Source organism: Rhizobium fabae (assembly GCF_003985135.1).
GTDB classification, from domain to species: domain Bacteria; phylum Pseudomonadota; class Alphaproteobacteria; order Rhizobiales; family Rhizobiaceae; genus Rhizobium; species Rhizobium pisi.
Genome location: NZ_ML133647.1, coordinates 258,459 through 284,648, shown reverse-complemented (window position 1 = coordinate 284,648; position 26,190 = coordinate 258,459). Strand labels below are relative to the sequence as shown.

General features: G+C 57.1%; 27 protein-coding genes and 2 pseudogenes. 10 read left to right on the top strand and 19 right to left on the bottom strand.

The window, feature by feature from the left end; genetic code table 11:
- Nucleotides 1-33: 33 nt before the first annotated feature.
- From EFB14_RS07240 to EFB14_RS07220, 5 genes are all read right to left on the bottom strand, one after another.
- A complete protein-coding gene (locus tag EFB14_RS07240; protein ID WP_312894100.1) occupies nucleotides 34-1,287 on the bottom strand; it encodes an LL-diaminopimelate aminotransferase in 1,254 nt (417 codons plus the stop codon).
- Nucleotides 1,288-1,360: 73 nt separating this feature from the next.
- A complete protein-coding gene (locus EFB14_RS07235) occupies nucleotides 1,361-2,530 on the bottom strand; it encodes an ABC transporter substrate-binding protein (protein WP_126823980.1) in 1,170 nt (389 codons plus the stop codon).
- A gap of 124 nt (nucleotides 2,531-2,654) precedes the next feature.
- The gene (locus EFB14_RS07230; RefSeq protein WP_097594879.1) at nucleotides 2,655-3,779 is read right to left on the bottom strand and encodes an LLM class flavin-dependent oxidoreductase; all 1,125 of its coding nucleotides are present in this window, start codon (nucleotides 3,777-3,779) and stop codon (nucleotides 2,655-2,657) included.
- Nucleotides 3,780-3,846: 67 nt separating this feature from the next.
- Nucleotides 3,847-4,266, bottom strand: coding sequence for a carboxymuconolactone decarboxylase family protein (locus EFB14_RS07225; protein WP_097594880.1), 420 nt, complete (start codon nucleotides 4,264-4,266; stop codon nucleotides 3,847-3,849).
- Nucleotides 4,267-4,334: 68 nt separating this feature from the next.
- Nucleotides 4,335-4,844: a flavin reductase family protein gene (locus EFB14_RS07220; RefSeq protein WP_097594881.1), complete on the bottom strand. Its 510-nt coding sequence runs from the start codon at nucleotides 4,842-4,844 to the stop codon at nucleotides 4,335-4,337.
- A gap of 134 nt (nucleotides 4,845-4,978) precedes the next feature.
- On the opposite strand from EFB14_RS07220, the gene EFB14_RS07215 reads away from it, so the two are divergent.
- Nucleotides 4,979-5,746: an SDR family oxidoreductase gene (locus tag EFB14_RS07215; protein ID WP_126823978.1), complete on the top strand. Its 768-nt coding sequence runs from the start codon at nucleotides 4,979-4,981 to the stop codon at nucleotides 5,744-5,746.
- Between the two features lie 29 nt (nucleotides 5,747-5,775).
- On the opposite strand, the gene EFB14_RS07210 is transcribed toward EFB14_RS07215, so the two are convergent.
- The 5 genes from EFB14_RS07210 to EFB14_RS07190 all read right to left on the bottom strand — a co-directional run bounded on the left by EFB14_RS07210 (nucleotide 5,776) and on the right by EFB14_RS07190 (nucleotide 10,852).
- Nucleotides 5,776-7,005 (bottom strand): alpha/beta fold hydrolase, encoded by a 1,230-nt coding sequence (locus EFB14_RS07210; RefSeq protein WP_097594883.1) that lies wholly within the window; start codon nucleotides 7,003-7,005, stop codon nucleotides 5,776-5,778.
- 173 nt (nucleotides 7,006-7,178) lie between these two features.
- Nucleotides 7,179-7,868, bottom strand: coding sequence for a GntR family transcriptional regulator (locus EFB14_RS07205; RefSeq protein WP_097594884.1), 690 nt, complete (start codon nucleotides 7,866-7,868; stop codon nucleotides 7,179-7,181).
- A gap of 135 nt (nucleotides 7,869-8,003) precedes the next feature.
- Complete coding sequence (locus tag EFB14_RS07200; RefSeq protein WP_245438214.1) at nucleotides 8,004-8,807, bottom strand: N-acyl homoserine lactonase family protein; 804 nt, start codon at nucleotides 8,805-8,807, stop codon at nucleotides 8,004-8,006.
- A 9-nt stretch (nucleotides 8,808-8,816) separates the two neighbouring features.
- Nucleotides 8,817-9,941 (bottom strand): zinc-dependent alcohol dehydrogenase family protein, encoded by a 1,125-nt coding sequence (locus tag EFB14_RS07195; protein ID WP_126823976.1) that lies wholly within the window; start codon nucleotides 9,939-9,941, stop codon nucleotides 8,817-8,819.
- 17 nt (nucleotides 9,942-9,958) lie between these two features.
- A complete protein-coding gene (locus tag EFB14_RS07190) occupies nucleotides 9,959-10,852 on the bottom strand; it encodes an MBL fold metallo-hydrolase (RefSeq protein ID WP_126823974.1) in 894 nt (297 codons plus the stop codon).
- A gap of 186 nt (nucleotides 10,853-11,038) precedes the next feature.
- On the opposite strand from EFB14_RS07190, the gene EFB14_RS07185 reads away from it, so the two are divergent.
- Together EFB14_RS07185 and EFB14_RS07180 are read left to right on the top strand one after the other, a co-directional pair.
- Nucleotides 11,039-12,196 carry an NADH:flavin oxidoreductase/NADH oxidase gene (locus EFB14_RS07185; protein WP_097594887.1) on the top strand — a complete coding sequence of 386 codons (1,158 nt, stop codon included), beginning with the start codon at nucleotides 11,039-11,041 and terminating at the stop codon, nucleotides 12,194-12,196.
- A gap of 54 nt (nucleotides 12,197-12,250) precedes the next feature.
- Entirely contained in the window at nucleotides 12,251-12,904 is a 654-nt protein-coding gene (locus tag EFB14_RS07180; protein ID WP_126823972.1) for an SDR family oxidoreductase, read from the top strand.
- 61 nt (nucleotides 12,905-12,965) lie between these two features.
- Here the strand turns inward: EFB14_RS07180 and EFB14_RS33865 are convergent.
- From EFB14_RS33865 to EFB14_RS07160, 4 genes and pseudogenes are all read right to left on the bottom strand, one after another.
- A pseudogene (locus tag EFB14_RS33865) lies at nucleotides 12,966-13,049 on the bottom strand (3-oxoacyl-ACP reductase); the annotation flags it as partial.
- A 48-nt stretch (nucleotides 13,050-13,097) separates the two neighbouring features.
- Nucleotides 13,098-13,231 (bottom strand): annotated as a pseudogene (locus EFB14_RS07170) (transposase); the annotation flags it as partial.
- 159 nt (nucleotides 13,232-13,390) lie between these two features.
- Nucleotides 13,391-14,113, bottom strand: coding sequence for a DUF5983 family protein (locus EFB14_RS07165; protein WP_126823970.1), 723 nt, complete (start codon nucleotides 14,111-14,113; stop codon nucleotides 13,391-13,393).
- A gap of 362 nt (nucleotides 14,114-14,475) precedes the next feature.
- A complete protein-coding gene (locus EFB14_RS07160) occupies nucleotides 14,476-14,670 on the bottom strand; it encodes a hypothetical protein (protein ID WP_126823968.1) in 195 nt (64 codons plus the stop codon).
- A gap of 223 nt (nucleotides 14,671-14,893) precedes the next feature.
- Between EFB14_RS07160 and EFB14_RS07155 the strand changes: the two genes are divergently transcribed.
- From EFB14_RS07155 to EFB14_RS07145, 3 genes are all read left to right on the top strand, one after another.
- The gene (locus EFB14_RS07155) at nucleotides 14,894-15,448 is read left to right on the top strand and encodes a PIN domain-containing protein (RefSeq protein ID WP_126823966.1); all 555 of its coding nucleotides are present in this window, start codon (nucleotides 14,894-14,896) and stop codon (nucleotides 15,446-15,448) included.
- 249 nt (nucleotides 15,449-15,697) lie between these two features.
- Nucleotides 15,698-16,315, top strand: a complete 618-nt coding sequence (locus EFB14_RS07150) for a hypothetical protein (protein WP_126823964.1) — start codon at nucleotides 15,698-15,700, stop codon at nucleotides 16,313-16,315.
- A 27-nt stretch (nucleotides 16,316-16,342) separates the two neighbouring features.
- Nucleotides 16,343-18,274: an AAA family ATPase gene (locus EFB14_RS07145; protein ID WP_126823962.1), complete on the top strand. Its 1,932-nt coding sequence runs from the start codon at nucleotides 16,343-16,345 to the stop codon at nucleotides 18,272-18,274.
- On the opposite strand, the gene EFB14_RS07140 is transcribed toward EFB14_RS07145, so the two are convergent.
- Both EFB14_RS07140 and EFB14_RS07135 read right to left on the bottom strand, forming a co-directional pair.
- The gene (locus tag EFB14_RS07140; RefSeq protein ID WP_126823960.1) at nucleotides 18,261-18,989 is read right to left on the bottom strand and encodes an RES family NAD+ phosphorylase; all 729 of its coding nucleotides are present in this window, start codon (nucleotides 18,987-18,989) and stop codon (nucleotides 18,261-18,263) included. The genes EFB14_RS07145 and EFB14_RS07140 overlap by 14 nt on opposite strands.
- Nucleotides 18,982-19,374 (bottom strand): MbcA/ParS/Xre antitoxin family protein, encoded by a 393-nt coding sequence (locus EFB14_RS07135; RefSeq protein WP_126823958.1) that lies wholly within the window; start codon nucleotides 19,372-19,374, stop codon nucleotides 18,982-18,984. The genes EFB14_RS07140 and EFB14_RS07135 overlap by 8 nt, the downstream gene beginning before the upstream one ends.
- 167 nt (nucleotides 19,375-19,541) lie before the next feature.
- Between EFB14_RS07135 and EFB14_RS07130 the strand changes: the two genes are divergently transcribed.
- From EFB14_RS07130 to EFB14_RS07115, 4 genes are all read left to right on the top strand, one after another.
- Nucleotides 19,542-19,865: a hypothetical protein gene (locus EFB14_RS07130; RefSeq protein ID WP_126823956.1), complete on the top strand. Its 324-nt coding sequence runs from the start codon at nucleotides 19,542-19,544 to the stop codon at nucleotides 19,863-19,865.
- Complete coding sequence (locus EFB14_RS07125) at nucleotides 19,865-20,386, top strand: hypothetical protein (protein WP_126823954.1); 522 nt, start codon at nucleotides 19,865-19,867, stop codon at nucleotides 20,384-20,386. Before EFB14_RS07130 ends, EFB14_RS07125 begins: the two co-directional genes overlap by 1 nt.
- Nucleotides 20,376-20,906 carry a Mov34/MPN/PAD-1 family protein gene (locus EFB14_RS33735; protein WP_126823952.1) on the top strand — a complete coding sequence of 177 codons (531 nt, stop codon included), beginning with the start codon at nucleotides 20,376-20,378 and terminating at the stop codon, nucleotides 20,904-20,906. Before EFB14_RS07125 ends, EFB14_RS33735 begins: the two co-directional genes overlap by 11 nt.
- A 161-nt stretch (nucleotides 20,907-21,067) precedes the next feature.
- Nucleotides 21,068-22,468 carry a ThiF family adenylyltransferase gene (locus EFB14_RS07115; RefSeq protein WP_164737495.1) on the top strand — a complete coding sequence of 467 codons (1,401 nt, stop codon included), beginning with the start codon at nucleotides 21,068-21,070 and terminating at the stop codon, nucleotides 22,466-22,468.
- 1 nt (nucleotide 22,469) lies between these two features.
- Here EFB14_RS07115 and EFB14_RS07110 read toward each other — a convergent pair whose 3' ends face one another.
- The 3 genes from EFB14_RS07110 to EFB14_RS07100 all read right to left on the bottom strand — a co-directional run bounded on the left by EFB14_RS07110 (nucleotide 22,470) and on the right by EFB14_RS07100 (nucleotide 25,380).
- Nucleotides 22,470-23,243 carry a metallophosphoesterase gene (locus tag EFB14_RS07110; protein WP_126823948.1) on the bottom strand — a complete coding sequence of 258 codons (774 nt, stop codon included), beginning with the start codon at nucleotides 23,241-23,243 and terminating at the stop codon, nucleotides 22,470-22,472.
- Nucleotides 23,244-23,350: 107 nt separating this feature from the next.
- Entirely contained in the window at nucleotides 23,351-24,544 is a 1,194-nt protein-coding gene (locus EFB14_RS07105; protein ID WP_126823946.1) for a hypothetical protein, read from the bottom strand.
- Nucleotides 24,545-24,732: 188 nt separating this feature from the next.
- On the bottom strand, nucleotides 24,733-25,380 hold the full coding sequence (locus EFB14_RS07100) for a hypothetical protein (RefSeq protein ID WP_126823944.1): 648 nt from the start codon (nucleotides 25,378-25,380) through the stop codon (nucleotides 24,733-24,735).
- Between the last annotated feature and the right edge of the window lie 810 nt (nucleotides 25,381-26,190).

The following is a 26,190-nucleotide window of genomic DNA, read 5'->3' as shown; positions in this document are numbered from 1 at the left end:
CCATCGATCTCAGAGACCTCGTACCGAACTGCCTTACACTGGCATGATCCCAAAATTGGCATCGTCTGTCCTTTCATCCAAAGTTTCGTCCTTGAAGCGGGTTTCGTCCTGCTGGCCCAGCCAACGCTTGATATTCTTGGCCGCCTGACGGATGCGGTGCTCGTTCTCGACGAGCGCCAGACGCACATGGTCATCCCCCATCTCGCCAAACCCAATGCCCGGGGAAACGGCCACGTCGGCCTTTTCGACCAGCAGCTTGGCAAACTCCAGCGAACCCAAATGACGGTATTTCTCCGGTATCTTTGCCCAAGCAAACATCGTCGCGGCAGGCTGCGGGACTTCGAAGCCAGCCTTGCCAAAACTCTCGACCATGACGTCACGGCGGCGCTTGTAAACGCTCCGGATTTCCGCGATGTCGGAACCATCGCCGTTCAGGGCGTGTAGGGCCGCCACCTGGATCGGCGTGAAGGCACCGTAGTCCAGATAGGATTTGACCCGGGTGAGCGCCGCTATAAGCCGCTCGTTGCCGACAGCAAAACCGATGCGCCACCCCGGCATCGAGAACGACTTCGACATGGAAGTGAATTCGACGCAGACGTCCATAGCACCCGGCACCTCCAGCACGGAGGGCGGCGGGGCATTGTCGTCAAAGTAGATTTCCGAATAGGCAAGGTCGGACAGCACGATGAGCTCGTGCTTTTTCGCGAACGCGATGACATCCTTGTAGAAGTCCAAGGTTGCCACGTACGCCGTCGGGTTCGACGGATAGTTCAGAATGAGTGCCAGCGGTTTCGGTATCGAGTGGCGAACAGCCCGTTCGAGCGGCGCGAAGAAATTAACGTCCGGTTCGACCGGTATCGACCGGATAACGCCGCCCGCGATCAGAAAGCCGAAAGCATGTATAGGATAGGTGGGATTAGGACACAGGATGACATCGCCCGGTGCGGTGATGGCCTGCGCCATATTGGCAAATCCTTCCTTGGAACCCAAGGTGGCTACGATCTGACTGTCGGGATTGAGCTTCACGCCAAAACGCCGTGCGTAATAGGTGGCCTGGGCTCGGCGAAGGGCGGGAATGCCCCTGGACGAGGAGTAACGGTGCGTCCGCGTGTCCTGCACCACTTCACAGAGTTTGTCGACGATGGCCTTCGGAGTCGGGAGATCGGGATTTCCCATGCCGAGGTCGATTATGTCGGCTCCACCCGCTCGCGCGCCCGCTTTCAAACGGTTGACCTGTTCGAAAACATAGGGCGGCAGGCGCTGAATTCTGTGAAACTCCGACAAAATGTTTCCTTCCTTGAATTGCCATTCGCGCCGATCGGGAAGAGTCGGCGCGAAGTTGGGCGGTCAATCGGCGGTGTTATTTTTTCGGACGCCAAGCGAGCGGGTCTTCAGCCCGTTCGAAGTAGCTTACCGCGACGGAGGCCGGCCACCACGCGTCACCCTTCGGCTCGAGCCAAGCGGTGGAATTCGGATCGCAGTCCTCGTTGAGAACCTCCTTCACGTCGTCGATCGTATAGGGGAGCGCGGGGCGAAGAATGGACTGGATCTTCGGACCCTGACCTTCGAGCGTACGCATCATGACGTCCCAAACCAGCCGGGCGTCGGATTTCGGCGGCCAGAAATGGAAGCTCTTGCTGATGAAGTCCGGATTCTTGCGCCAGTAGCAAGCGGCCGATGCTTCTCCACCGAGAACGATCGGCATCATATCGCGTCCCGACTGTTCGACGGCATTGAGAACGCCGTTTTCAGAAGCCGATTGAACCAGAATGCCGTTGACGTCGGCAGGATTGGTGGCGAGGAACTTCTGGACTTCGACCTGGGCGACCTGATCGGTCCACTTGCCCGCGACGTCACCGACGACCTTGATGTCCGGAAATTCGGAGAAAGCCTTCTTAGCGCCGACGTTGAAGCTATCCGACGAGGCGAAACCGGGAATGCCGGACACCATCAGAACATTGCCCTTGCCGCCGATTTCCTGGGCCAGCCACTTCGCCGACGAGTATCCGCCATGCGTGTTGTTCTCCGTGGCATTTATGGCATAGGGCGAAGTCACGTAGCCGGAGACCGAGAAGACAGGAACGCCCTTGGAGTGTGCGTACTCGATCGTCTGGTTGAGCGCGGTGATGTTCGAGGCGCAGATGATAATTGCGTCGACACCGTCGTCGATCATCTGCCGCATCTGCTGGATCTGCACAGAGTCCTTCAGATCGGACTGCGTCACCACAAGTTCCGAGACCAGGCCCGCTTCCTTGTATTTCGGCAGCAACACGTCGGTCATTTCGCTGAGGATCGACGCGCGCCAGGTATTTCCGGCATAGGTCGATGCATAACCGATTTTCCACGGCGGCGGTCGCTTTGCGACGAAATCCTTGAACACGGTCGGTCCCAACGGGATCGCCGGATCGACGAGTTCGTAGAGTTTCAGCTGATCGGCGGGAAGCGAATCCAGCCCATCTGCCATTACGGCACTCGTTGTCGAATATAAGCCTGCCAACAGGGTGACTGTGGTAACCACCTTCTTCAGCATATAGGGTCTCCTCCCCTCCAATTATCCGCTCAAGCCAGTACCTGATCGATATCGAGCCGCGGATATACCAGCCGATTTTCATCGGCGTTGAGAACCGGGCGGCAGCCGTGGCCGCCCAGGTAGCTTAGTTGCGCAGGCCAGCCTGCTTGAGCAGCGGCATGACGCGTTCGTTGAAGAATGGTAGTTCCTCGTTGTAGTCCACCATCGTCAGCAGAGCGCCATCGACACCCGTGCTGCTGAGCGTGACGAGCTTGTCGGCGACCTGTTCTGGCGTACCGACGATCGGGAAGCCGCCCCAACCTGCAATGAAACGTTCCTTGAACTTCTGGTACATCTCGGGCGAGTGGTTCTGCGACTGAACCTGGAGAACCTCGCAGATGTTTTCGCAAGCTTCCCAATCGCCCTTTTCGTTGACGTAGTAGTTGTAGTAGTCCTTGGCTTCCTTTTCGGTCTCCCGGACGACGACGGGGCACGCCGTAAAGGTGCCAAGCTCGCGGTTGTATTCCGTCCGCGCCAGGTCCTTGACCTTCTTTACCCAAGCGGTGCCGGCTTCCATGTCCTGCATGAAGCCGAAGTTGAAATCGCAGAACTTGGCGGTGAAGTGCATACCCTTGCCGGAAGCGCCTGCGCAGATCATAACGGGTCGATTGGTTTGCTTATTGTAAGGCTTCGGCTCGCTGAACGCGTCCTTTACGCGGAGGAATTCGCCTTCGAAGGTGACGCCGTTCTCTTTCCAGAGGCGCTCGACGATTTCCATCCACTCAGTCGCGTATTCGTAGCGGGTATCGTGTTCCATCATCGGAACGCCGAACATTTCCATCTCGGGCGTGAACCAACCCGTGACGAGGTTCAGGCCGTAACGACCCTTGGAGATGTGGTCGATCGTCGTAGCCATCTTGGTGGCGACAATCGGATTGAGGGTGGGGATATGGGTCGTCGAGAAGAACTGGAGCTTCTTGGTGACGGCCGCGAGCGCAGCCGCCCAGGTGAAGGTATCCATGTTGACGCCGTTGAAGTTCGACGGTCCGCCAAAACCGCGCCAACGCGCGATCGGCACCATGCACTCCCAACCAGCGTCTTCGAGCTGACGGGCGATTTTGACATTGTGATCGAAGGTCGGTTCGAACGTGCTCTCTGCCAGGGTAATGGCACAGGCGTTCGAGCAATTGGTCCCGAAAACGCCGAGCTTGAGCTTGTTGTCGTTGAACATCGGGTTTCCGGCTGCGCGGAAATCATCCTTGGTAGTCACGTTGGATCTCCTCCATCTGGGATTCTAAAGGGCGAGCCGTAGTCGCGGCCCGCGCCATGTCTAGGGCTCAGATGCCCATGTCTTCGAATACTTCCTGCGCGATGCGGAAACTGTCGATTGCAGCCGGAACGCCGCAGTAAATTGCGACCTGCATGAAAATCTCGCGAAGCTCTTCCTTGGTCAGGCCGTTGTTGATAGCGCCGCGAACGTGCAGCCTGAGCTCGTGAGGCCGGTTGAGAGCCGAAATCATGCCGAGGTTCAGAATGCTTCGCGAACGGCGATCGAGGCCCGGACGGTTCCAGATTTCGTCCCAGCAGTACTCGGTGACGAGTTCCTGCATCGGCCAGTTATACTCGGTTGCCTTGTTGACCGCTGCGTCAACGTAGGGCCCGCCCAGAACTTCACGCCGCGTCTTGAGACCACGTTCGAAACGCGCGCTAACTTCGCGTCCGTTGACTTCACTCTTTGCGTTTGCAGCACCGCTCACTTTTTTCTCCTTCGTTGCTCTCAGGCTCAGGTTAATGGAAACCAGGCTCGAAAAACGAACCGGATTGATTAGGCGGCCGTCTCGATAATCGCAGACGACCGGACAAGTTTGCCGTCCTCGTATAGGAGCGGCGCAATGGATTCGATAAAACGCGCCTCCAGCACATGGCCGAGGACAACATCGTGAGTGGCTACGTTCACCGCATCCTGCAGCTCGCACACGAACGCGGCTTGCGCATCGGCAAGTACGGGCATTCCGTCGAGGGAAATCCACTCTCCGTGGTGAAACCGTTCCTCGCCTTTCAGCTTGCCGCTAAACAGCGGCACCAACGGCGCGTGAGAGAGGTGGAGCATGTTGACCGCAAACCGCCCGGCGTCCTTGAGAGGCTTGCTGATTGACGCCGACTGATTGATACACACGAGGATCGTCGGCGGATCGGCCGTTACGGACTGTACCGCGGTCGCTGCCATGCCGTGGCGAACGCCATTGTGCTCGGTAGTTATCAAGCAGATGGTAGACGTGAACCGGCGCATAGCGGACCGGAACGCCGCTTGCGCAGCGCTGTTGGCATCGCCCATTTCTTCCTCCCTCGCATTTCCGTCTGATGGAGGCAATATTCAGATTATCAGACAATCTGTCAACTCAATTTTGTGATATTGACAGATTGTCTGCCAAATGTTTGGTGTGGCGATCAACGAGAGGAGTTTCGAAAATGGATCTGGAGAACAAGGTCTGCATCGTAACTGGCGCGGGCAGCGGCATCGGGCGGGCAACCGCGGAGCTGTTTGCCCGACATGGCGCGAGCGTCGTTGTGGTGGACGTGAACGCCGATGCAGCAGAGGCTGTGGCCGAGGCGATCGGCGCATCCGCGATCGGGTTACGCGCCGATGTCTCTTCGGCATCGGAAGTTGAGTCGATGGTTTCGGCAACGGTCGAGCGCTTCGGAAAGATCGACGTCCTGGTAAACAACGCGGGATTCGGCATGACCGGCAACGTCGTAACGATCCAGGAGGCGGACTGGGATCGGATAATGGCGGTAAACGTCAAAGGGATATTCCTGTGCTCGAAATACGCAATCCCCGTGATGGCCAAGAACGGGGGCGGCTCGATCGTCAATACGACGTCTTACACCGCGGTTTCGGCGATCGCTGACCGCACCGCCTATGTTGCCTCGAAGGGCGCTATCTCTTCGCTGACACGGGCCATGGCCCTCGACCACGCGAAGGATGGCGTCAGAGTTAACGCCGTTGCGCCCGGCACCATCGACTCCCCTTACTTCACGAAGATATTCGCTCAGTCCGACGATCCCGAAAAACTGCGCAGCGACTTCAACGCGCGCGCAGCCATGAATCGTATGGGGCTGCCCGAGGAGATCGCAGAAGCGATGCTGTTCCTTGCTTCGGACCGCTCCCGCTTCGCGACGGGAAGCGTGCTGACAGTCGACGGCGGCTCGTCGATCGGCAATCACCTCGTGAAGTGAAACGGCGGCGGCTTGAGCCGCCGCCACGACTACCTCGCCGCGCGGATGAACTCGAGCGCCCGCATCAGGTACGGACGGAAATAATCCGGATGCTCGCACATTGGGAAGTGGCCCAGGCCGGGCATGGTCAGGTGCAGGCTACCAGGTATCAGGTCGGCGAGTTTGGCCCCGTCCGCGGGCGTTGCCGAATAATCGTAATCCCCCGAGAGCAGGACGGTCGGGGTACGGCTGGCGTCGATCTTCGGCGCGGTTACCGCGCCGTCGAATTCATCGCTGTAGAAGGCGAGGTCGCCGGGATAAATGCCCGGTGCCCCCTGAGAATAAATCCAGCTTGCGCGTCTGCGCTCCGAACCCGGGCTCATCGGACTCATTATCCCACGCACATACGCCGAGTTGTGCAGCGAGCCGTGTACGTTTACGTTATGCTGGTAAGGGTTACGACGACCCTTCGATCTGAACGGCGGCTCGATACCGATTATACCGAGCAGGTGCTCCGGGCTTTCCGCAGCGAGGACCAGCGCCATGGCAGCTCCCATAGAGCCCCCTGCGACGATGGCCTTCTCTCCGACAACCCGTTCCAGGATCGCACGGCACCAGGCTTGATAAAGGTCGGCCGTCAGCTTGTACGGTGCTCCGTCCCAAGATGCCGGCGGCATGGAGCGCCCGTGAAACGGAAGATCTACGGCCATCAGCCGGTAGCTTTCCGCAAGACCCGTATCGGCAAGTTGAGCAAGGAACTGACGGCTGTCGGCACCTGCCGTATGAAGAAAGAGAACCGGCACGCCCGTTCCCGTTTCCTCGAAGTAGATATCGTAAACGGTTCCCTCGATGCTGACGGGTTGGTATCGGCCCAATACGGTCGTGATGTCACGACGGACGATAGCCGCCTCTTTCGTCGGAGCGCGGACGACGAGTTCGAAGAGCCGTTCCAGTGCTGGCCTTGCCCTGGCGATTTCGAGAGGAAGACCCGAAATCTCGAATTCCTCGTTCGCCATTTGAAGGGCAGTGAAGGAGTGATATGTGGCGGGCGGCGGCGTCTGCAGGACCCTGGACCAAGCCTCCGGCGAGGCGCTGACAGTCACATCGGCCTGGGCGGCGTCACCGTCCAGCGCTACTTCGCCGTTCCTGATTGAAAGCGTCGCTTTCTGATCTCCAACCGTCAATCGAACCCTGCAGTCGAGGCTGGGAATGAGCCTCGGCAACTCCCCGTCCTTGATAGCCTCGACGACGCGAGCCATTAATTCGTTGTAGTGGTCCAAAATTTCCTCCCGTCGCGACCCTTTTAAAAATGCGGCCGACGCATGCCATGAACGACCGATGAGACGCGGCGAGCAAGCTTGGCCCCCTCATCGGAAGCCAAATAAACAGATTATCAGACAATCTGTCAATGACGGTAATTTGCTACGGGAGCTATTTGCGGACGTGCCCGCGTCTATTCCGAAGGGCTGACATCATTCTTGCGAAGGTAGTCCAGCGCGACCTTAGCGGCCATATCGATATGATATTTGCAGGCCGCCGCCGCCTTCGGCCCGTTGCGGTCCCTGATTGCCGCCGCGATATCCCGGATTTCAGCGACGCTGTGCTTCAACCGTCCTGGCTGGGTCATGGAAGTCATTCGCAGGAGGGTCACACGGTTGTGAAGCGACGTCAGCATTTGCTTGACAAAAACGTTGCCGCTTCCCTCCATCAAGCACTCATAAAAAGCAGTCTTTGATGCGATGAGTCTGCTGCCCGCTCCGGATTCGGCGGCATCCGCAAACTCCTCGACGAGGCGTTCAAGGTTGGCGATGTTCTCCGGGCTGCCATTTTCTGCAAACTCCTGCCCCGCGAAGCTCTCCAGCAATGCCCGCACACTGTAAAGCTGCGCGGCTTCCTCGTAGCTGATTGTGCTCACCACGGGTCCACGATGCGGATAGCTTGTAATCAGACCTTCGGCCTCAAGTTGCCGAAGAGCCTCGCGGATTGACGTCCGGCCCACGCCGATAAGTTCACAGAGTTCTCGCTCGACGAGGCGCTGGCCGGGCTTGAAACGGCCGCTGGCGATTGCCTGCCGCAGCTTCTCTTCCACCTGAATTCTGAGAGTCGCGCTTTGCCGCGAAATTTGAAGACCTATTTCACCCATCGAGACTCGTTGCCCACCGTTCTGCGAGATACTTCGAGCCCATTATATTGTCGGTTTGCCGCGTAAGACAACCCGATTGTCTGATAGGAGGGAGAAATTTCAAACGTTTTAAGCTGCGCTCTTCAAAGTGGTCCGTTAGAACAATACCCGGCTAAATGGCTGCTCAGGGTTAAGTGGTTGAAAATCGCTGAGAACTTTGGGATCGTGGCCCGCAATCAACAATCCGTTCGGACCTGCCAATTCGAGCAGTCTTCGGTATCCTTCGACAACCTCCAGATAGTCCGCGTAGAGCGGGAAGGCATTCTGGTCGTCGAGATAGTGTTCGAAATGCAATGCATCTGACGCGACAACCACCGTTTTGCCATCTGCGACGAGTCTGACCACCTGAAGCCCTTTGGAGTGGCCACCGATCAAATGCAGGCTCAGACCGGGCGAGAGTTCGGCATCCCCCTCATGAAAACACATGCGGTCTTTGAAGACGAGGCGAACGGCATCGACAACTGCCTCGGCTGCGAAAGGCTTCCGCATATGCCGATGGCACATGCATCGTCCGGTTCCGTAAGCCATTTCCCTGTCCTGAATGTGAAATTTAGCGTTCGGAAAATCGCCGAGATTTCCGGCATGATCGTAATGAAGGTGGGTGATCACGACGTCTGTTATGTCAGAGGTTCCGATTCCCAGCCGAGCAAGGGCATCGACGGGATGAATCAACATGGTGCGTCCCCGCGCACGCCCCTCTTCAGCGCTGAAGCCGGTATCGACCAAGATCAGGCGACCCTGATGCCTCAGTAGCCACACGAAGTATTCGATGCGCCCGAACTGATCGTGGATATCGGGGACCTCGAGCTGGAGGTCGGACAGCGGTCTTTCGGCCGTCCCGTAATGCAGCGCCAGTGCTTTCCAATCACTCAATTTCCCGTGCTCCGGTTCGAGGACCATTCGCGATACTCATGGAAGGATCAGATGACGGATGACCTCTGCACGGTCGAGCCGGTCGAACGCTTCGTTGATCTCATCGAGTGAGCCCGTACTAGACAACAGCTTGTCGACGGGTAGCTTACCTTGCAGGAAGAGATCGATGTACCGAGGGATATCGCGGGACGGCACGCAGGAGCCCATGTAGCTTCCCTTGATCGTCCTCTCTTCCCCGACCAGCGGAAGAGGCGAAATCTCGAACTTCGAATTCACGTTTGCAAGGCCAGCTGTCGCCGTGGTCCCGCCGCGTTTTGTGATGTTGTAAGCAAGATCGAAGGCCTTTGCCGATCCCGCCATTTCAATGGCGTAGTCGACACCCCCGCCGGTTGCCGCTTTGATTGCGGCGGCGACGTCCGGATCGCTTGCAAGGAAGGTTCGTGTCGCTCCGAGTTCCTTGGCGAGCTCCAGCTTTGCGGGGACTAGATCGACAGCGACGATTTGGCCAGCTCCGCTTGCCACCGCTCCGAGAATCGCCGCCAGGCCGACCCCACCGAGACCAATAACCGCCACGGAATCGCCTGGCTTGACCCCGCAAGTGTTCATCACGGCCCCTACCCCCGTAACGACGGCGCACCCGAAAAGGGCAGCCTTGGCGAGGTCGATTTCCTTGGTGATTTTGACCACGGAATTCGCGGAAACCACCGCATACTCGGAGAATGCAGATACCCCGCTGTGATGGTTGACCTCGTAACCCTTGAGCCTGACATGACGGCTTCCGGACAGCAGGGTTCCAGCGGCGTTCGCCTTGTAGCCGGGTTCGCAGAGGCTTGCCCGTCCCTCTGCGCAATAGCTGCAATGACCGCAGATAGGCAAGAAGGACATGACGACATGATCGCCTTCCTTGACGTTGTCGACCCCTGGACCGACCTCGACGACGACACCGGACGCCTCGTGCCCCAGGGCCACAGGAAGCGGACGCGGACGATCCCCGTTGATAGCGGACAGGTCCGAATGACACACGCCGGCGGCTTTGATTTTGACCAGAACTTCCAACGAGCCGGGGGGAGTCAATTCGACTGTCTCGATAATGAGCGGTTTCGACTGGGCGTACGGCTTCGACAAGCCCGATTCCCGAAGAATAACGGAACGCATTTGCATTGGAGTATCCTCGATTATCAGTGAGCCAATAGCCGCATCGGCGACTGGAAGTAGCGGAAACCGTCGCCTTCGCGCGCCACATGTCCGGTTCCTGGCCAGGCAAAATGATATGACATCACCTGAATGCGGTCGGTCGCGAGCATGTCCAGTACCCTGGTGCGCGATCTGGCGGACAAAGTCGGGTCTGTATCGTACTTGAACTCCATCCATGGCCGCTCCATCAGAAGGACGTGATGGTGGGTGAGGTCGCCAAGGAAGCACAGCCTGTCGTTGCCGGACTCAATCATGAAGCAATGATGGCCGAGCGTGTGGCCCGGCGCGTGCAACGCCTGGACGCCGGGAAGAATCTCCTGTCCATCGCGGAAGAAAAAGGTCCGATCTTTGTGAGGGAGGAGATTCTGTCTGGCGTTCTCAACCTGGAATTTGAACACTGAATCGAGCGTGGAACCGTCGGTCCAATCGTTGAAATCGCTTTCGCTTATGTAAATTTCCGCGTTCGGAAAGTTCAATTCTCCCGCTTCGTTGCATAGGCCGCCCGTATGGTCGATGTGAGCGTGGGAAAGCACGACCGCGTCTACCTCGTCCGGGCTGCGACCAGCCTCGTGCATGCTGGTCAGCAAGCGGCCCGTGGTCGGGCCGAAAGCCTTCGACGTGCCCATTCCGGTATCAAAGAGGATGGTCTTGCCGTTGATTTCGACGAGAGGCACGTTCTGCTCAAGCACCACGTTATCCAGTGGCAAAAAGCTGCGCTCAAGCATTTCCCCGACCGTCTTAGGCGTGACACCGAGGAAATTTTCGCTCGGATCACCCAGTTCCAGCGGTCCGTCTGATAGGACCGTTATCTGGCCGTCCCCGAACTTGAATGGATAGAAATACGGCAGTTTCGTGCGGTGTGCTTCGTCGAATGACATCGTCGGCTCCTCCCAAAGCGTTGCGCGCTTTGTTTGACAGATTGTATGTTAATCTGTCAATGAGCATTGTCGTCGCAGCGCGGGGATGCACATCTTGGGGGTTGAAGTTTCAGGTCTGAGACAACACATTTCGGCCTGTAACGCTCGCTACAGACAATTTGCATCTCAAAAGGATTCTCGGTTCAGATGTCATCCCTCTTCCAACCTCTCGCCATTCGACAAGTCTCGCTGAAGAACAGGCTGGCTCTCTCCCCCATGTGCCAGTACGAGGCCATTGACGGGTTCGTGACGCCGTATCATCTCGTTCACTACGGCAAATTTGCACTTGGCGGCTTCGGCCTCATCATGATCGAAGCGACCGCCGTTTCACCGGAAGGACGGATTACCCATGGGGACGTCGGACTTTGGGACGATCGGCAGGTTTCCGGTTTGGCTGAAATCGCCGCATTCGTGAAGAAGCAGGGCGCAACCCCGGGCATTCAGATTGCGCATGCCGGGCCGAAAGCCGCCATGCAGCGACCTTATTACGGGGACGGACCCCTTACGCCGGCCGACCATGCCAGGGGCGATCATCCATGGCCCATTGTATCGGCTAGCGCCGTTCCAGTTGACACCGGCTGGCTGGTGCCCGCCGAGCTGGATCTAAAGGGCATTCAGAAAGTGAAGGACGATTTCGATGCCGCGGCGCGGCGTGCCCTTAAATCTGGCTTCGAAGTTCTCGAACTTCATGCCGCGCACGGATACCTGCTCAACTCGTTCCTTTCTCCGCTGACAAACGAACGTACTGATGAATACGGTGGCACCCTCGAAGGACGCATGCGCCTCCCGCTCGAGATAGCGAAAAGCTTCCGGGGAATCTGGCCGCAGGACAAACCCCTTTTTGTAAGGATATCGGCCGTTGATGGTAGCCGGAACGGTGTCACCCTCGAAGACAGCGCGGCCTTCGCGAAAGAACTCGCGGCAATCGGGGTGGATGCGATTGACTGCTCTTCGGGTGGCATCGGGCGTCCTTATGAGCATCCGAGCGGCTACGGACATCAGGTACCTTACGCTGCACGGATCAAGGCCGAAAGCGAACTTTCGACAATGGCTGTCGGACTCATTGTGGACCCTTTCCAAGCTGAAGAGATCGTTGCCTCTGGCCAGGCGGACCTCGTCGCGATCGGCCGGGAGGCACTTCGTGAGCCAAACTTCGCTTTGCATGCAGAGCAAGCTCTCGACGCGGTCGACCCGGCCTCGCCCTTTGCAAATTGGCCACGCCAGATCGGCTGGTGGTTGAACCACCGCGAGCGGAAACTGCATCAGCTTGGAGCGTATACTCCGCGGTCCAGCGTGGCCGCCTAACGTTAAGGGGCCTTCGGGCCCCACAGCTTTTGAGAGACCACGAAGGGGACTATCATGACGAACGTTTTCGTTATCGGCGCTGCAGGGAAAGTCGGAATCCGCCTTGTCCGTAAACTGGCGGTGCGCGGTCACCGGGTCGGTGCATTGCACCGAAAGCGCGAGCAGGAAAGCACGCTTGCTGCAGCAGGCGCGACCCCGATTTTCGGCAGCATCCAGATCATCGATGCACGGAGTCTCGCAAACATTATTGACGGATGTGACGTCGTCGTGTTCACGGCTGGCGCAGGCGGGGCGGGCATCGAACAAACTAATGCAATCGATGGCCGAGGTCTTGAAACAGCCGTCGATGCGGCGAAACTGGCGGGCGTGCGTCGTTTCATTTTGGTTTCCGCCTTTCCCGAGGCGTGGCGGGAAAAGGAAAACAGCGAAGGCTTCGAGAACTACATCGCGGTCAAGAAACTTGCGGACGCCTACCTTGCTGACACCGAGATCGATTGGGTCATCCTTAGGCCGGGAACCTTGTCGGACGAACCTGGCACCGGGATGATCAAGGCCAACGCCGCCCTTCCCTATGGTACCGTGACGCGCGATGATGTCGCCGAAACGATCGTTGCACTCATCGAAGAACCTACCGTCCGGCGATCCATTGTCGAGTTGACGAACGGGGACGATGCTGTCGCCGACGCGGTGGCTAAACTGGGACGCTGAATGCACTTATAAGATTGGCCGCGCTCCGTGCGGCCAATAGCTACGCTATTCCACGAAACCTTCAGACAGCAAGATAGCCGCCGCCGTCCACCGGAAGCGCGACGCCCGTCACAAAGCTTGCCTCGTCACTTGCCAGGAAAACAGCGTTGTCGAGCATCGCATCCGCCAGAAGCCGCTTCAGTTTCGTGTTCTAGTCCTCCAGCGTCTTCAGCCGCTTGGCTTCGGACACGTCCATGCCGCCGAATTGGCTTTCCGTTTATAGATGCTGGCATCGCTGACGCCGTGCTTGCGGCAAAGCTCTGAGACCGGCGCGCCCGCCTCTAGCTCGGACCATTAAATCCGGCCGCCCGTCGGCCTTCCGGCTTGGATAGTGGCCCGCGGAAGACAGCAGAGAATGGATGATTAGGGGTGAGTGCCGGCGCGGCTAGGGGCAGACCTAAACGGGTTTCAGTAGGCTCAAAAGCCACTCAACGCGATCCCGCCCCCTCACATCTCAGCAAGTGCCAAATCCAATCGGTAATAAGCCTCGCCTAAAGCTTCGTATACTCGTGCCTCTTCGCCTTCGTCGGAAAGCTCCAATGCGTCTGTCAACTCGAAAACCCGCTGTTGTGCGAGCTGTAATGCCGATCGGCTTTCGGGATAGTCCTCCCCTGCCCGATTAGGAATTGCGGTGAATAATGCCGCCAGGTCAGCAAGATGTTGCACGTCTTCCTGTAGTAGCGACATTGAGCTGTCCATTTTGCTCGAGACACGCTCAAGAAGGCCAACAACGGCAGCATTTATACGTGAACTGAAATCTCGGTCGGAGGTACTAAACTCAACCGTTGCGCTTAGAGCTTCGAACGCCTCCTGCCCCTTCTTGGCATCCAGCTCCTGTGGCGTGCTTCGCTTATAAAGATAATTGGCTTCAAGCTCACTCGCGATGTCGTGCCGCCCGTAGAAAGTCAATTCTGGACAGACGCCGGCTCCGGCCTCCATAAGGACGTAAGTGAACCCGCTATTTCTGGCATATTCCAGAACATCAAAGAGGTCCCTCGGAACGAAGTCGGGGCCAACGCCATTCTCGTCAACGACATGAAAAAAGAACCCCATGTCGCTGTATTGCCCTCCGGGTACGGGCCAATCGACGGCTTTGGTGCGCGACAGAAAGCGCGATGTTCGTACCGATAGATGGCTTGCACTGAGGACGAGAGTTTTTCTGGCTTTCATTCCGCTTTTACTTCTTCGTGAATGGAAATTCCGCGCGTTTTGCGCTGTCGATTTAACAATGATTGTCCGGAAACAATGGCCCGACAACCAAAAAATGGCGCAGGAAAGCATCAGCCGTCGTTGTTGCGCGGCTTCCGACCGCGTGTCCAGACCCTAGGCGGACCGAATCCCAAGCAGGTACTTTGGGGTTTCTCCGAGTACAATTTACTTTGGAGACGGCGAAGACGCGGCTGGATGAATGTTCAGTGGCTGCAGGTCAGGAAGAAAACGGAATTGATCGTAAGCGCACTCAGGCGACGCATACCGGCACCGAGTTCTTTAATTTTGTAACAGCTGGATGTTATTCGGACGTTCGACGAACGTCATTCGTCGATGGGTCCGCCTCTGGCAAGGTAATCCTGGGCTCTGATCTTTCGTCTGGACGACACAAACCGGACCTCGAAGGTGCCGTCACCATCGCTGACCCGTTGCACTCCGAGTTCCTTAGCCGCGTCGAGAACCTGGCTGATGCCTTTCTCGGCTTCAACCCGCGTCCACTCATTCTGGTGTTCGCCCACGCCACAATCCTTTGCGCACGCTTAATTCGGCACTCGGCAAAGAGCTTCCCGAGACCGCTGCCTTAACTTAGCACGTTCGTAGGTATCATTTAAACCGGCCTAGGTCGCAAGATTTCATAGCGGTTCGGACTCATCCCGTAGTTAGCCATCTCGTTAAATACGCTTTAACTAAAACAGAAGAATCTGCTTCGAGCTGCGCGGTGCAGCGGAAGGATCGTGCGACATGTCATGCCATACCTTCTTGGTAGATACGAACATCCTCAGCGACTCCCAGAAAAGACGACCAAATCCTCGGCTCGCCCACTGGCTTTCTCAGCAAGATCAGATCGCGATTCCCTATCCTGTCATCGTTGAGATCGAGCAAGGCATACATAGTTTGCGCCAGAGAAACCCGGTCCGGGCGCAGCTCCTCAGATCGTGGGTGGATGGTCTCCTCGAGACTGAATTCCTTTACCCCGCCATGAACAGCCAGGTAGCGAGGCTACAAGCCGCGATGTACAGCTGCCGTGCACTCAAACAACTTTGGTTTGTTGGCCCTGAAAGCGATAAACGACCTGGCAACGACCTAACGATCGCCGCGATTGCGATCGCACACCATCTCCCCATCGCTACTATCGACATATGGGATTTTGAGAAGATCTCTACATTCTTTCCCCTCCCGGGCGTTTACAATCCTGTCTCCAACGCCTGGATTATAAGGCCGGCTGCCCAGCATCAGCAATCACTCGACAGCGCAAGCAGCTCGCCCATGAGCAATGGTCGGGTTCAGGCATCGTGACGATTGTTTCGGTGCCCCAGCTGCAGAGACCCCCGAGCTGGGAACGGGTCAAGGAAATCGCGGCCAAAGCGGCAAAGGGAGCGTTAATCTTTATTAGCTATACATAATATAGCAACCCCTTGACTTTCACGTTTTGTTCTGAGATCTTCCCGTCATGCAAAGCTCGCTTGTCCATCTCTCGATACGAATAGGTTGATCGCCGCCGCGCCCTTCGGCGCATGCGCAACCTGTTTGCAATGAGAGTTCGTGATGAGTGTCTCGCAGTCTGCACCCGAAACGGGGCTGCCAAACCAGCCGATCATCGATAAAGTCTACTTTCCCAAACTAGCCGTTAAATGCGTTGGTCGCTTGGTCTTCCGATCGCAGGTCGCTCGCGATGTGGCCTGCCTTCTCGACGTTGATCCCGACATCGCCTCCTGGTCGTGCATGGCTACGACCCTTTCCGTGGGCATTGAGGCCCACGTGCCCGATTTTACCGTCACCACGGCCAGCGGGTCCACTGTGCTGATCGACGCCCCCGATCGCAGACCTGGAGTATCCCCGGCTGCGATTGCGGAAGCTGCTCTTTTCGATAACCGCACATTTCGCATTTTCGACGTGGCCGAGCTAGAGCACGGACACCGGTTGGCGAACGCCAAAGACCTGCTTCGCTACGGCAATCACCGCGCGCCCCTCGGTGATCGCGTCAGGCTACTGGCAGCGCTCGAGGAATATGGGTCGTTAACTGTTTCAGAATGTCTGACGGTGTTCAAGGAGACCGCTCCGATGGCTGGTCTCGCCGCGTTGGCGCTCCATGGATACATAGAAATCGAGCTGGATGAAGGCCCCATCGGCCCCGAGACCACCGTGCGCCGTGTGCGCCGCTAACAGCTCTTTCTATTCAGGACCAGCTCCATGAGAAACAAAATTCCCGCGGCCGTCGCACGACGGTCTTTGCCCAACGTTATTGCTTTCTGCGCCATCCGGAACGCCCTTAGGCATATCCTGGACGTCGAAGGGGTCTCCTTTGTTGCCGCACTCATCGTCCCTCGGTCAGAAGATTTCCGTGTCTATGCTGTCACCACCAACGCGCTATGCCGCGGAGATGGAGAACCCTGGGCTTCCCCCGGCCACGGGACCGATATCATCCTCGTCGAGAACGAAGACGATTGCTCTAAGCTCGATGATCGCCTGGACGCGCTCTATCGGCATCGGAGAGCGGTCTTCCTGTTCGCATCGGACAAATTCGTCAACGAACGTGTCCGTACTGCTTCAGACGTGGTGGCCCATCTCCCCACGCCGACCGTTGGGCACGTCAAGGGAGCAGTCCGAAAGCTCACCGGCGAGACCCCCAGCGATCGGGAAGCGGAATTCCTTCTCACTCAACCCTGGGAGCGGCTCCGGGATGCATTTCGTCCACAGCGCGGACTTGGCCGTAGCCTGAGCATCCTGCGGCGCTTGCCGGTCGTGCCAGAGACAACTCCAGACTCCTCGGCGCAAGCCCCTCCCTCCTCATCCCCGGCAACAACTCGTGACGGCCCCAGCCTTTCCGACCTTTACGGATACGGTGCGGCCAAGGAATGGGGCTTTGAGCTGGCAAGAGACTTTGCCGATTTCCGCGCAGGCAAGATCGATTGGCGGGACTTGGACTGCGGAGCCTTGCTCTCCGGGCCACCCGGGACCGGGAAGACTATTTTCGCGACGGCGCTGGCGAAAACCTGCGGCGTGCCCCTCATCCTAGGTTCGGGAGCCCGTTGGCAGGCGGGAACACACCTGGGCGACATGCTCAAGCAAATGCGGAAGTGCTTTGCCGAGGCAGCGTTAGCCGCTCCCTCAATCTTGTTCATCGATGAGATGGATAGCTTTGGGGATCGCGACAAGGATGATAGCGGGGGCAAATACTGGATCCAAGTTGTCAATGCGCTTCTCGAGTGCATGGACGGAACCGACCGAGGCCAGGGCGTGGTTGTAGTCGGCGCTTGCAACAATCCCAACCGCGTCGACCCGGCAATCTTGAGACCTGGCCGTCTCGACCGGCACTTCCAGATCGGCCTACCAAACGCCGACGCCCGCCTGCAGATCCTGCAATGGCACCTTGAAGCGGCTATGGACTTCGATGTTCGGAACTTCGTCCGGATGTCCGTTGGGATGACCGGTGCCCAGATCGAAAAAATCGCGAAGGATGCCCGCCGCCGATCCCGCCGTGCAGACCGAGCAATTGCGGGCGAGGACGTCGAAGCGAGCCTGCCAAGGAGATTGCCGGTCTCGAAGGCGTATCAATGGGCTATCGCAGTTCACGAAGTCGGCCATGCGGTCGTGGGCTCAATCTTGGGGAGCGATGCCCTCACTTCACTGGTTATCGAAGACAGTATCTCGCTTGAGACCAATGTCCAGGCGCTTGGAGGAGCTTTATTCGAAATCGCCCCGGCACGTAGGCAAACCAGATCATACCACCTTGGGCGCATTGCTACGCTATTAGGAGGCATTGCAGCGGAGCTTGTTGTGTTCGGCGACTTTGCCGACGGGGCGGGCTCGTCAATCCACTCGGACCTCCAGCTGGCAACGCATCATGCAACCATGGTTGAAGGTCCGTTGGCAATGGGAGCGTCGTGGCTATCGGACGGTGATACGACTCCAAGAGGTCTCGTCGAAGCCAGGTACCGCAATCCCCTTCTTGAACACCGCGTCGAGGCGTTGCTTGCGCAACAGGTGGAGGTTGCCGTCGAGGTGATTAGACAGAGGGAACGGGAGGTAAGAGCTTTGGCCGCGGCGCTTGTGGAGCGGAAGCAGTTGTCGGGCGATGAGGTGCGAGCGGTGATTGGACTGGGTGGTGTCAGATCTGGTTGAGGAAGAGCACAGTCTGTGGGCCGAATACCATCTCGGCGGTGATCGGTGCCCCATCGCTTTCGCTCCTGAAGTCATACAACTGGCTTATGCGTGCACCGTCCCATCGGAATTTGAAGTGCTGCGTCTGCATGGCGGAGCCTAGTGCATCTTGATCAAACACGGATGCTATAGTTCCGGTGGATCGCACCGGACATACATAAATCGCGGCGTGCCCACCTTTATCAAGGAGTTTATCACCGAGTGACCATCTGGCGTCTTTCGGCAGATCCAAAGCCATGTTTCGAAGATCGAAAGCGTGCCCATTCACCTCATGTTTTAGAACGCGCATTTCCAAATCCAAAGGCGGCGCATCGGTCGCGGCTAGGAATTGTTCTCGCTTGCGGATGGCCACTGCAAGCGCAGTTTGCACGGTGTCGGCCAACTCCAACGCGTTGACGTGGCTGCCAAACAACCAGGTGCCGTCTGGGTTGGGGTAGGCGAACGGAGCATGGTTCCAGTTCTGGAACTTATTCGGGTTGGTCTTTTCAAGCCCTCGCCCAAATTTATCCCTTAGGCGCACCCGCGGGTTTGTCATCGTTTCGATCTCGGCCGCCAATGGCCACTTTTCAGGAACGGCGACACGTCGGTAGATGTCAATCGTGGGGAAACGCGATGGTATGAGTCGGTACCAACTGCCGGTTAGCGGTGTGGTTGCAAAATCGAGCTTATCAGCCACGCTGGGCATCCAAATACCGCCTGACCTCGTAGACGCCCGAAAGGCCCGTCAACGCCCTCTCCAGGGCCGACTCGCCTGCAAACGCCCGATTGCTTCTCTTCATCCAGCCGTCAGCGACGGACGTGTCGGGAAGGAGAATCTCGAGAGCCTTATAAATACTGTAGATATGGGAAAGTCGTTCCTGCGTGTCGGCCGGAAGCGTCCCACCTTCCTTTTTCCATTTGAAAAAGGTCGATCGCGCGGGCGAACCGAGAAGGTTTATCTGCTGGTCGGTTGACAGACCCCAGTGTTCAGCGATTTCGGAAAAGATTTCGAGGGCATCGCGCGTCTGCGCAGTGTCAATGCTACCGGATACCGCTGCCGCGACGGATTTTGCAGCTGACATATGAAAACATCTCCGTAGTCTCGATTTGGACTTGATTTAGAAAATAGTCCGTATATAGATCAGTCCAGATACGGACTATTCTGATGTTTTGATCTGATTTGGTCCGGCCGTCAAGTTTGTTGAACGCCGGCACGGCCTGAGATCACCGGCTTTTTAGGAGATGGAAAATGGTTGATATTGCTGTCGCCTCCGTCGCAGATCAAGGTAAGGGCAAGGGCCCAAAACCCGTTACGATCCACGTCAAGCATCTCGCCGAGCATGAGAAGGCGAACTTTAAGGTGGATCTGACTGATACGCTTCAGCAGATCTGGGATCAGTCTTATCTGAAACTCGAAATTGAGCGCCAGGAACGCGATGTGTTTCAAGCTCCGCGCAAGAACGACAATCCGGTAGATCTGACGCCTTACCTGGCCCTCACGCTCGATCAGGCGCAGAGCCAAGGCATTTGCGAAGACGACTTCGAGATAGCCGCCCGTACAGGGGGTGCGTAATGGCAAACCACAGCGAGCGTCCTACTCTCGACCTCGCTGCAGGTCGCGCGGTGCTCTCGGAAGATCTTCCGAAAGCACTGGAATATCTCGGGGTATCGTCCGAAGCTGAACTTGGATGGCGCAAGACCAATAACCGCACACTGATCGTACCCATTCGCGGACAGATCAACGGACATGTCGAGGAATATACTCTGCGATTACAGTTTCTCACAGGCAGGGACTGGCCCCCAAGTGCTCAATTCGTGAACCCGATCACATTGCAGTATAGCTTTCCGGACGACGTACCTCATCTTCCGATCCTCCAATCTCCGGAAGTGCACGTCCATCCGCAATACCAGAGCGCATCCGAAACGCTTCAGCTTATCTGCTGCTCAGCCACTTTCGAGTACTATTCCGTTCTCCATGGAGGAGACAACAATATCCTCTGGCAGTCGAAGGACACTTTCCTGACGACAATCGCCGCAATTGAACGCGCGATGAACTCTTTTCATACGGGAAGGCAGCCGCGACATGGAGGATGATTTGCTTCGGCGCGAACGGCCGCCCCATCCTTACTCTGAAACGAGCGAGCTTTTGTCCGTTTCCGTCAACGCGCTGGCCGCGACACTACAGTCGTTACAACGAACCGGGCCTCGGGAATCTGCCGTATTCTGGTATGGCGATCGTCATGAGGGGCATGCGCTTGTTCGAGCCGTAATTACCCCGGCTCAGACATCCGCGCGCGGGAATTACCAGGTATCCGCCGCAGCGATGAGTGCCATGGTTGGAGTATTGGACGACGATATGAAGCCGCTCGCGCAAATCCATAGCCATCCCGGCAGATGGGTAGAACACTCTCGGTACGATGACTTAATGGCGAGTTCAAAGAAGGCGCTCTCGATCGTATTTCCATTCTATGGTCATTGGTCGCAGCGCTGGCCCGTCGGAGTCGGCGTGCACGAGTGGCAGCGCGGCTATTGGCACCTGCTTGGCGATGCCACTGCCGGACGCCGCATCCGTCTCGATCAGCCGTCGACTATTCTCGAAATGGATTTCCGCTAATGGGTACAGAAGCGATTGGCGATCGTCACCGGAGATCGGTTTCAGGACTACATGATTCAACAGGGGCCAGATCGCTCAGCGTCCGTATCGTAGGACGGGGTTTTTTGATGACCCCATCGGGACAACACCTTATCTGTTGTCTGGTAAACCTTCTCTGCCGTATGGTGGATACTGTCGACCGGATTGAATTGGATATACCTGATGTTCAGCTCACGGTGCCGATACCTGTTCCACAGCACCCCGGCGATTTGCACGGCTCATTGATCGCTCTGTCGGAATGGGCTGTGGGGGACGCCGTTTCAATTACAGAAGCCGAAACGGCCCCAGACCTGGTCATCTCGCTGGGGGGCGGAGACGAAGCTTATGGCGAAGCGGAACATATCTATGCAGTCTCCGACGGTTGGTATGCGTGGGTGGGGACAAAGGGGAACTACCCGGGCGCTTTTGCGCTTTCGGTCGATAGAAACCCATTGGGCGCGTTCCTTGCGGCGTCCCTCGTGGCCGGTGAGGTCTTCAAGCGATCGCGCGGTTTGATCCGCGGTAAGTGGATCACCGACCTCGGTTATTGCCTTTGGGAAAACAAGCCGCTGCCCTACAGCGCGCGTCTGCAGGGCCCCACTTTGGATAATGCGAGTTTGCCACCATTCTACATCATCGGGGCCGGCGCTGTGGGCCAAGGCCTCCATTATCTGCTTGGCGCGGCCCTAATCCGAGACTCCTACGTCGTAACGATTGACGATGACCGACATGACGAGACGAACCTCAACCGGTGTTTCCTTGCCGGACGTTCGGATATTGATCATCCCAAAGTCGAGGCGATCACACGCTTTCGTAAAGCCTACGATCTGGACGGCCTTGAGTTTGACGGGTCGCTCGCAGACTACATCACCAGCAATATTCCCGATCTCCGTTCCGACCTGAAACGTCTCGAAGCGGACGATCGCATGGACTACGTCGTATCCTGCGTGGACAAGGGGACATCGCGCCAAGACGTTCAAGGGTTGTGGCCCAGGCTGATCTTTGGAGGAAGTACGCTCGGTCTAACTGCGATGGCCAGCATTTACGACCTTGGCGAGGGTACCCCTTGCCTCGGCTGTCACAATCCGCCCGAAAAGGACGGCGATACGCTTCGTAAGGTCGAACAGCTTGTCAGAGCGATGCAGCCTGATGAACTTCGCCGTTATTTAGCGCATTCGAAAGACGCCACCGAAATTGAGAACTACATTCTTGCTGGCGAAAAATGCGGTTCTCTTGGTGCGGCCCAGTTTCGTGCTTTTGCAACCGAGGTATCGAAGGAGTTTTCCGTCAGCTTTGTCTCGATGGCCGCCGCCGTTCTGTTGGCGAGCCGGTTGCTTTCGCGGCTGATTGACCGGTCTCAAGAAAGCCTGCCTTTACCCCCGATGACATCAGTCGCCTTCCTCAACGGAACTCTCGAGAACCAAAAGCTGTCGATCGATCCCCAATGCTCGAAATGCCATGGCGACCCAATATCCGCGTTTAGAAAAAACGTGGCCGCATTGAGAGATGTCGTGGAATCAACGGCTCCAAATAATCTCCGCTGATTTACACCTCGATCGTTAAGCGCGGATTGAAGGCCACGACTTGCTTTTCGTCCGGATATCCCATTGGATTGCAGGCGACCCTCGTTCCATTGATCATGTAGTCGCATAGATGGTGCACATGGCCGTGAACCCAGAGTGCCGGCTCATATTCGAGGATGAGGGCCTCCATGTCCGACGCGTAGGCCGCGGACAGCAGGTCCTGCTTGCTCTCCGCCGATATCGACCGAGCGGAAGGCGCGTGGTGGCTTACAACAACGGTTTTGCCGTTATAGTTTTCGGATAGCGCCCTCGAAAGAAATAGCCTTGCTTCCTGATGCTTCCGGTAAGCATGAAGCGGCTTGAAAGCCTGGTAGGGCGTCTTGGAGAACTTGATCTTCTTGTAGTCTTTCATGCCGGCCTTTGCCGCGTACATTGCCGGAGCGGTATCGTCGCCCATAAGCCGAAAGTCCGTCCAGAGCGTAGTCCCTAGAAAGCGGAGGCCGTCGATGACGACAGCATCGTTCTCCAGAAAGTGGACGTTAGGGTATCTGAGAGCAGCTTCCTTGGCGGCTCGGATGCTCTCCACCATGGAGGCCCTATAAAACTCGTGATTACCGGCGACGCACACGACCTGCATCGTCGGGGCGATGGTTTCGGCCAGCCATTCGAGGCTTGGAACGATGCCTTTATCCAGCACGTCGCCGGCGCAGACGAACACGTCGGCATCAGGGAGTTCGAAGGTGGCCTTTGCGCCATAGAATTCCAGATGCAGGTCTGACGCGATCCATAAGCGCATTGTGCCGTCCTTGCAGCGATCGATGATGCTATCGAAGCCTGCGAACTGTGTGACGTCAATGGCGATGGTCTGGAACGCACTGACAAGTCGCCGATGCTCGGCCTGGGCTACCAGCTGAGCCGCGGCACGTCGCCAAACGCCATGTAGCGCATCGCCAATCCGTCTCGGCCGACCGGTAGCCACCCTGTTGAATAGCGGCAATTGTGCACGGCATCGGAGGCGGCCTCTATCGGGTAGAGGAGCGCGTCCGGATTGCGGTGTTGCCCGAGCCGGTGCATATCGGCGAAGCGCGAGTACAGTGGGTCCAAAGCAACGCCATCACTCCCGCGCACCTGCATCCAGAAACCATCGACGTCTGTGCTGTTTGCCATGCCCGACAGCGTAATCGGCATGGTTGGTGGGCCTCGTTCGATGATCTTGTGCTGGTGCACACCCAAGGAAGTCGATGCGAGTTGCGCAAGCGCCCAACGGCCATCAGCATCCCCAGTATCTATAAATCCCTGCTTCGACAGATATCGAAGATGATCATATGAGAATTGCAGTTCTTCGGTCACAGCCCCCCGTGCCGATGCGTCCGCAAGTGCCGCCTGGAAGCAAGCTTTGGCAGCCCGAACGAATGCCTCCGGCGATCCGGGCGGATCGCTTGGCCGATTCGACAGCTCGGCAAGATAGGCTTTCGACCCCGTGGCCCGTACAACGACGATCGGGGCGCATTGAGGCTCATCTCCAGCCGGATACCAGATAACACCTTGAAGTGCTTTGAAGCCACTCGATTGGGGTGAACGATCATCCAGCTTCGTCAACGCCTCCGCGTGGTAGCGGAGTTCGCCAAGCGTTTCCTCGACTGTGAGCGTCTTGAAAAGAGGATACTCATAAAAACCCTCGCCTGGGCTGTCTGAGTCAAACATCTTGAGAGCGTAACGCGACGACGAGGTGACATCGCCAGCCGCTGAGACAACGTGAATGACGTAGGGCTCAAAGCGGGGCCGCTCGTTGAAATCCACATGGTACCAGACGCCAGTGAACACCACTGTGTCGGACCGAGATGTCCGCAGCTCTGCAGCGTGCTTCAAAATCGACCGCTTATACTTGTCGATCAACGCGGCAAAATGGGAATTCTCAGTCAGCACCCCATTCATGAACGCACGAATGCTTCTGCCGTTGACCTCGATAGAGGCGTCGGGTCCAAAAAACATCAGCTGTCCGTGGTACGCAACGCCCCCGTCCTTCTTGGCGTTTTCCTCGAAGTCCGTGGGAAAGCGGCCACTCTTGAGCGTGTAGACCTCTGATGCTTCGAACATAGATACTCCAATTTCTGAGCAAGCGAGCCCGATCGTTAAACTGGCGCTCAACGAGTGACCGGATTGCCGGTGGCGAGAAAGATTTCGCTAATATCTGCAGACGCTAGATCCTAGCGGATGAATAATGGTTGTCCGGATTTTTGGACTGCGCAAGCCCCTGTTCGCGCAATTTTTGGCAGGCTGCGGCCTCAATGCATCGGGGATGCGGCGGCACCACCTGAACGCCTCAAGCGCTCCATCTTGCCGATTGCATTCTCGACGAGACAAGGATAGCCGGAACCATGTGGCGGATACCAGACAATACCACACGGCATGAAGCCCACGACGCTTTTGGGCAGTTCATCAAAGTGAATGCGCAACTCGGTGATATTTTCTAACACCGCCTTCACCCGCGACCCCGGATCGTCGGAAGCAAAGTCGATCCGGCACCGGGATGCAGAATTCAAGCTATCGAGCGGGAGGATTTTGAAGCGATATGGCTCCGTCGTAACCACTCCATCGGCGTTCCGAGAGCGAACGAAGTAAGGTTCGAAGGCGCAATCCTCATCACCGTCTGGATGCCAACGCCCGACTATCGCGGCTTCCAGAATATTACGTCGCAGTTTTCGCGAGAGAGCCTTTCGAATATTGCCCATACTGTCCTCGAGAACTTTCGTAACTGGGTGCTCCTCAGCAAGCAGCGTACCATCCAGGCGAAGTTCGATCCTCCGCTGTTTGAGACATATGGCAACATCGTGGCCAGGAAGAAGAAGGCTGCCACGATATCGAACTCGTCGCCCGGGGATATCCTGAATGCGCGCCTTATCATAGGCTGCAACGAAGTCGGGGAAGTCCATCTTATACACGTGGGCACCGTGGCTCGATCCATAGATTGAGAATGGTCTGGAAAACCACCGGCGGGAAGGCGCTCAAACCTTCTCAAGCATTATTTAAGCAGGGGTGCTCATCAGGCATTCTATTGTTAGCGCACCCGTAGCCACGACAAAGACGTCGGCAAGATCGCTCAAATTGTCGCTAAATTCTTAATGAAAATTAACCACGTTAATTTGTTTCTGGCATGCAACTGCACTTAGCGATTGATCGCCCCCGGCTGGAATAGTAATTGATCCGTCGTGGGACACGGTGTCCCAAAAGAGGATCGCGTAGATGAACTACGGCTTTATACGAACACGGGACTTCTCCGAGTCCACAGTATAAGCGCCGGCAGTCCGGGGCTTAGGTGACCTCGGGAAAGACCCTTGAGACTAGAAACCAGTTTTCAGATCTGAAAGGGCAAGTTCATGCGTCGCAATCCTGCAACCCCTCCCACTAAAGTACCGACCTCGGTGGTTCGCCACCAAAACCCGAGCCTTGTGCTCGGTCCCAAGGCCATGTCTGGCCCGCTGCCGCGGCTTATCACCGTGCGCGAGGACATGGAGAGCATTTTCGTACCCCGTCCCTTCCCCGCTAACGCAGGGATACGTCACTACCGCGCGTGACGTTTCGAGCCCCTCAAGGCCCGAAAAATGCGGCGTCGACGGCCATCCTGGCCTGAGGCGGAATGCTGTGTAAGGAGAAGGTACGAAATGAACCAACTTATCCCTAAGGGCGACTCCGCCTTCACTCCACTCCTCCATGTGCACGTCCGTGCCTTGGACAACGCCCGC

Excerpts from the sequence above, each read along its gene's own strand:
- EFB14_RS07205 (WP_097594884.1), bottom strand. The coding sequence starts at position 7,868 with ATGGGTGAAATAGGTCTTCAAATTTCGCGGCAAAGCGCGACTCTCAGA.
- EFB14_RS07220 (WP_097594881.1), bottom strand. The coding sequence starts at position 4,844 with ATGGGCGATGCCAACAGCGCTGCGCAAGCGGCGTTCCGGTCCGCTATG.
- EFB14_RS07165 (WP_126823970.1), bottom strand. The coding sequence starts at position 14,113 with ATGAAAGCCAGAAAAACTCTCGTCCTCAGTGCAAGCCATCTATCGGTA.
- EFB14_RS07235 (WP_126823980.1), bottom strand. The coding sequence starts at position 2,530 with ATGCTGAAGAAGGTGGTTACCACAGTCACCCTGTTGGCAGGCTTATAT.
- EFB14_RS07200 (WP_245438214.1), bottom strand. The coding sequence starts at position 8,807 with ATGGTCCTCGAACCGGAGCACGGGAAATTGAGTGATTGGAAAGCACTG.
- EFB14_RS07195 (WP_126823976.1), bottom strand. The coding sequence starts at position 9,941 with ATGCAAATGCGTTCCGTTATTCTTCGGGAATCGGGCTTGTCGAAGCCG.
- EFB14_RS07100 (WP_126823944.1), bottom strand. The coding sequence starts at position 25,380 with ATGGACTTCCCCGACTTCGTTGCAGCCTATGATAAGGCGCGCATTCAG.
- EFB14_RS07155 (WP_126823966.1), top strand. The coding sequence starts at position 14,894 with ATGTCATGCCATACCTTCTTGGTAGATACGAACATCCTCAGCGACTCC.
- EFB14_RS33735 (WP_126823952.1), top strand. The coding sequence starts at position 20,376 with ATGGAGGATGATTTGCTTCGGCGCGAACGGCCGCCCCATCCTTACTCT.
- EFB14_RS07115 (WP_164737495.1), top strand. The coding sequence starts at position 21,068 with ATGGTGGATACTGTCGACCGGATTGAATTGGATATACCTGATGTTCAG.
- EFB14_RS07185 (WP_097594887.1), top strand. The coding sequence starts at position 11,039 with ATGTCATCCCTCTTCCAACCTCTCGCCATTCGACAAGTCTCGCTGAAG.
- EFB14_RS07150 (WP_126823964.1), top strand. The coding sequence starts at position 15,698 with ATGAGTGTCTCGCAGTCTGCACCCGAAACGGGGCTGCCAAACCAGCCG.
- EFB14_RS07145 (WP_126823962.1), top strand. The coding sequence starts at position 16,343 with ATGAGAAACAAAATTCCCGCGGCCGTCGCACGACGGTCTTTGCCCAAC.
- EFB14_RS07190 (WP_126823974.1), bottom strand. The coding sequence starts at position 10,852 with ATGTCATTCGACGAAGCACACCGCACGAAACTGCCGTATTTCTATCCA.
- EFB14_RS07110 (WP_126823948.1), bottom strand. The coding sequence starts at position 23,243 with ATGCGCTTATGGATCGCGTCAGACCTGCATCTGGAATTCTATGGCGCA.
- EFB14_RS07180 (WP_126823972.1), top strand. The coding sequence starts at position 12,251 with ATGACGAACGTTTTCGTTATCGGCGCTGCAGGGAAAGTCGGAATCCGC.
- EFB14_RS07215 (WP_126823978.1), top strand. The coding sequence starts at position 4,979 with ATGGATCTGGAGAACAAGGTCTGCATCGTAACTGGCGCGGGCAGCGGC.
- EFB14_RS07125 (WP_126823954.1), top strand. The coding sequence starts at position 19,865 with ATGGCAAACCACAGCGAGCGTCCTACTCTCGACCTCGCTGCAGGTCGC.
- EFB14_RS07105 (WP_126823946.1), bottom strand. The coding sequence starts at position 24,544 with ATGTTCGAAGCATCAGAGGTCTACACGCTCAAGAGTGGCCGCTTTCCC.
- EFB14_RS07135 (WP_126823958.1), bottom strand. The coding sequence starts at position 19,374 with ATGTCAGCTGCAAAATCCGTCGCGGCAGCGGTATCCGGTAGCATTGAC.
- EFB14_RS07130 (WP_126823956.1), top strand. The coding sequence starts at position 19,542 with ATGGTTGATATTGCTGTCGCCTCCGTCGCAGATCAAGGTAAGGGCAAG.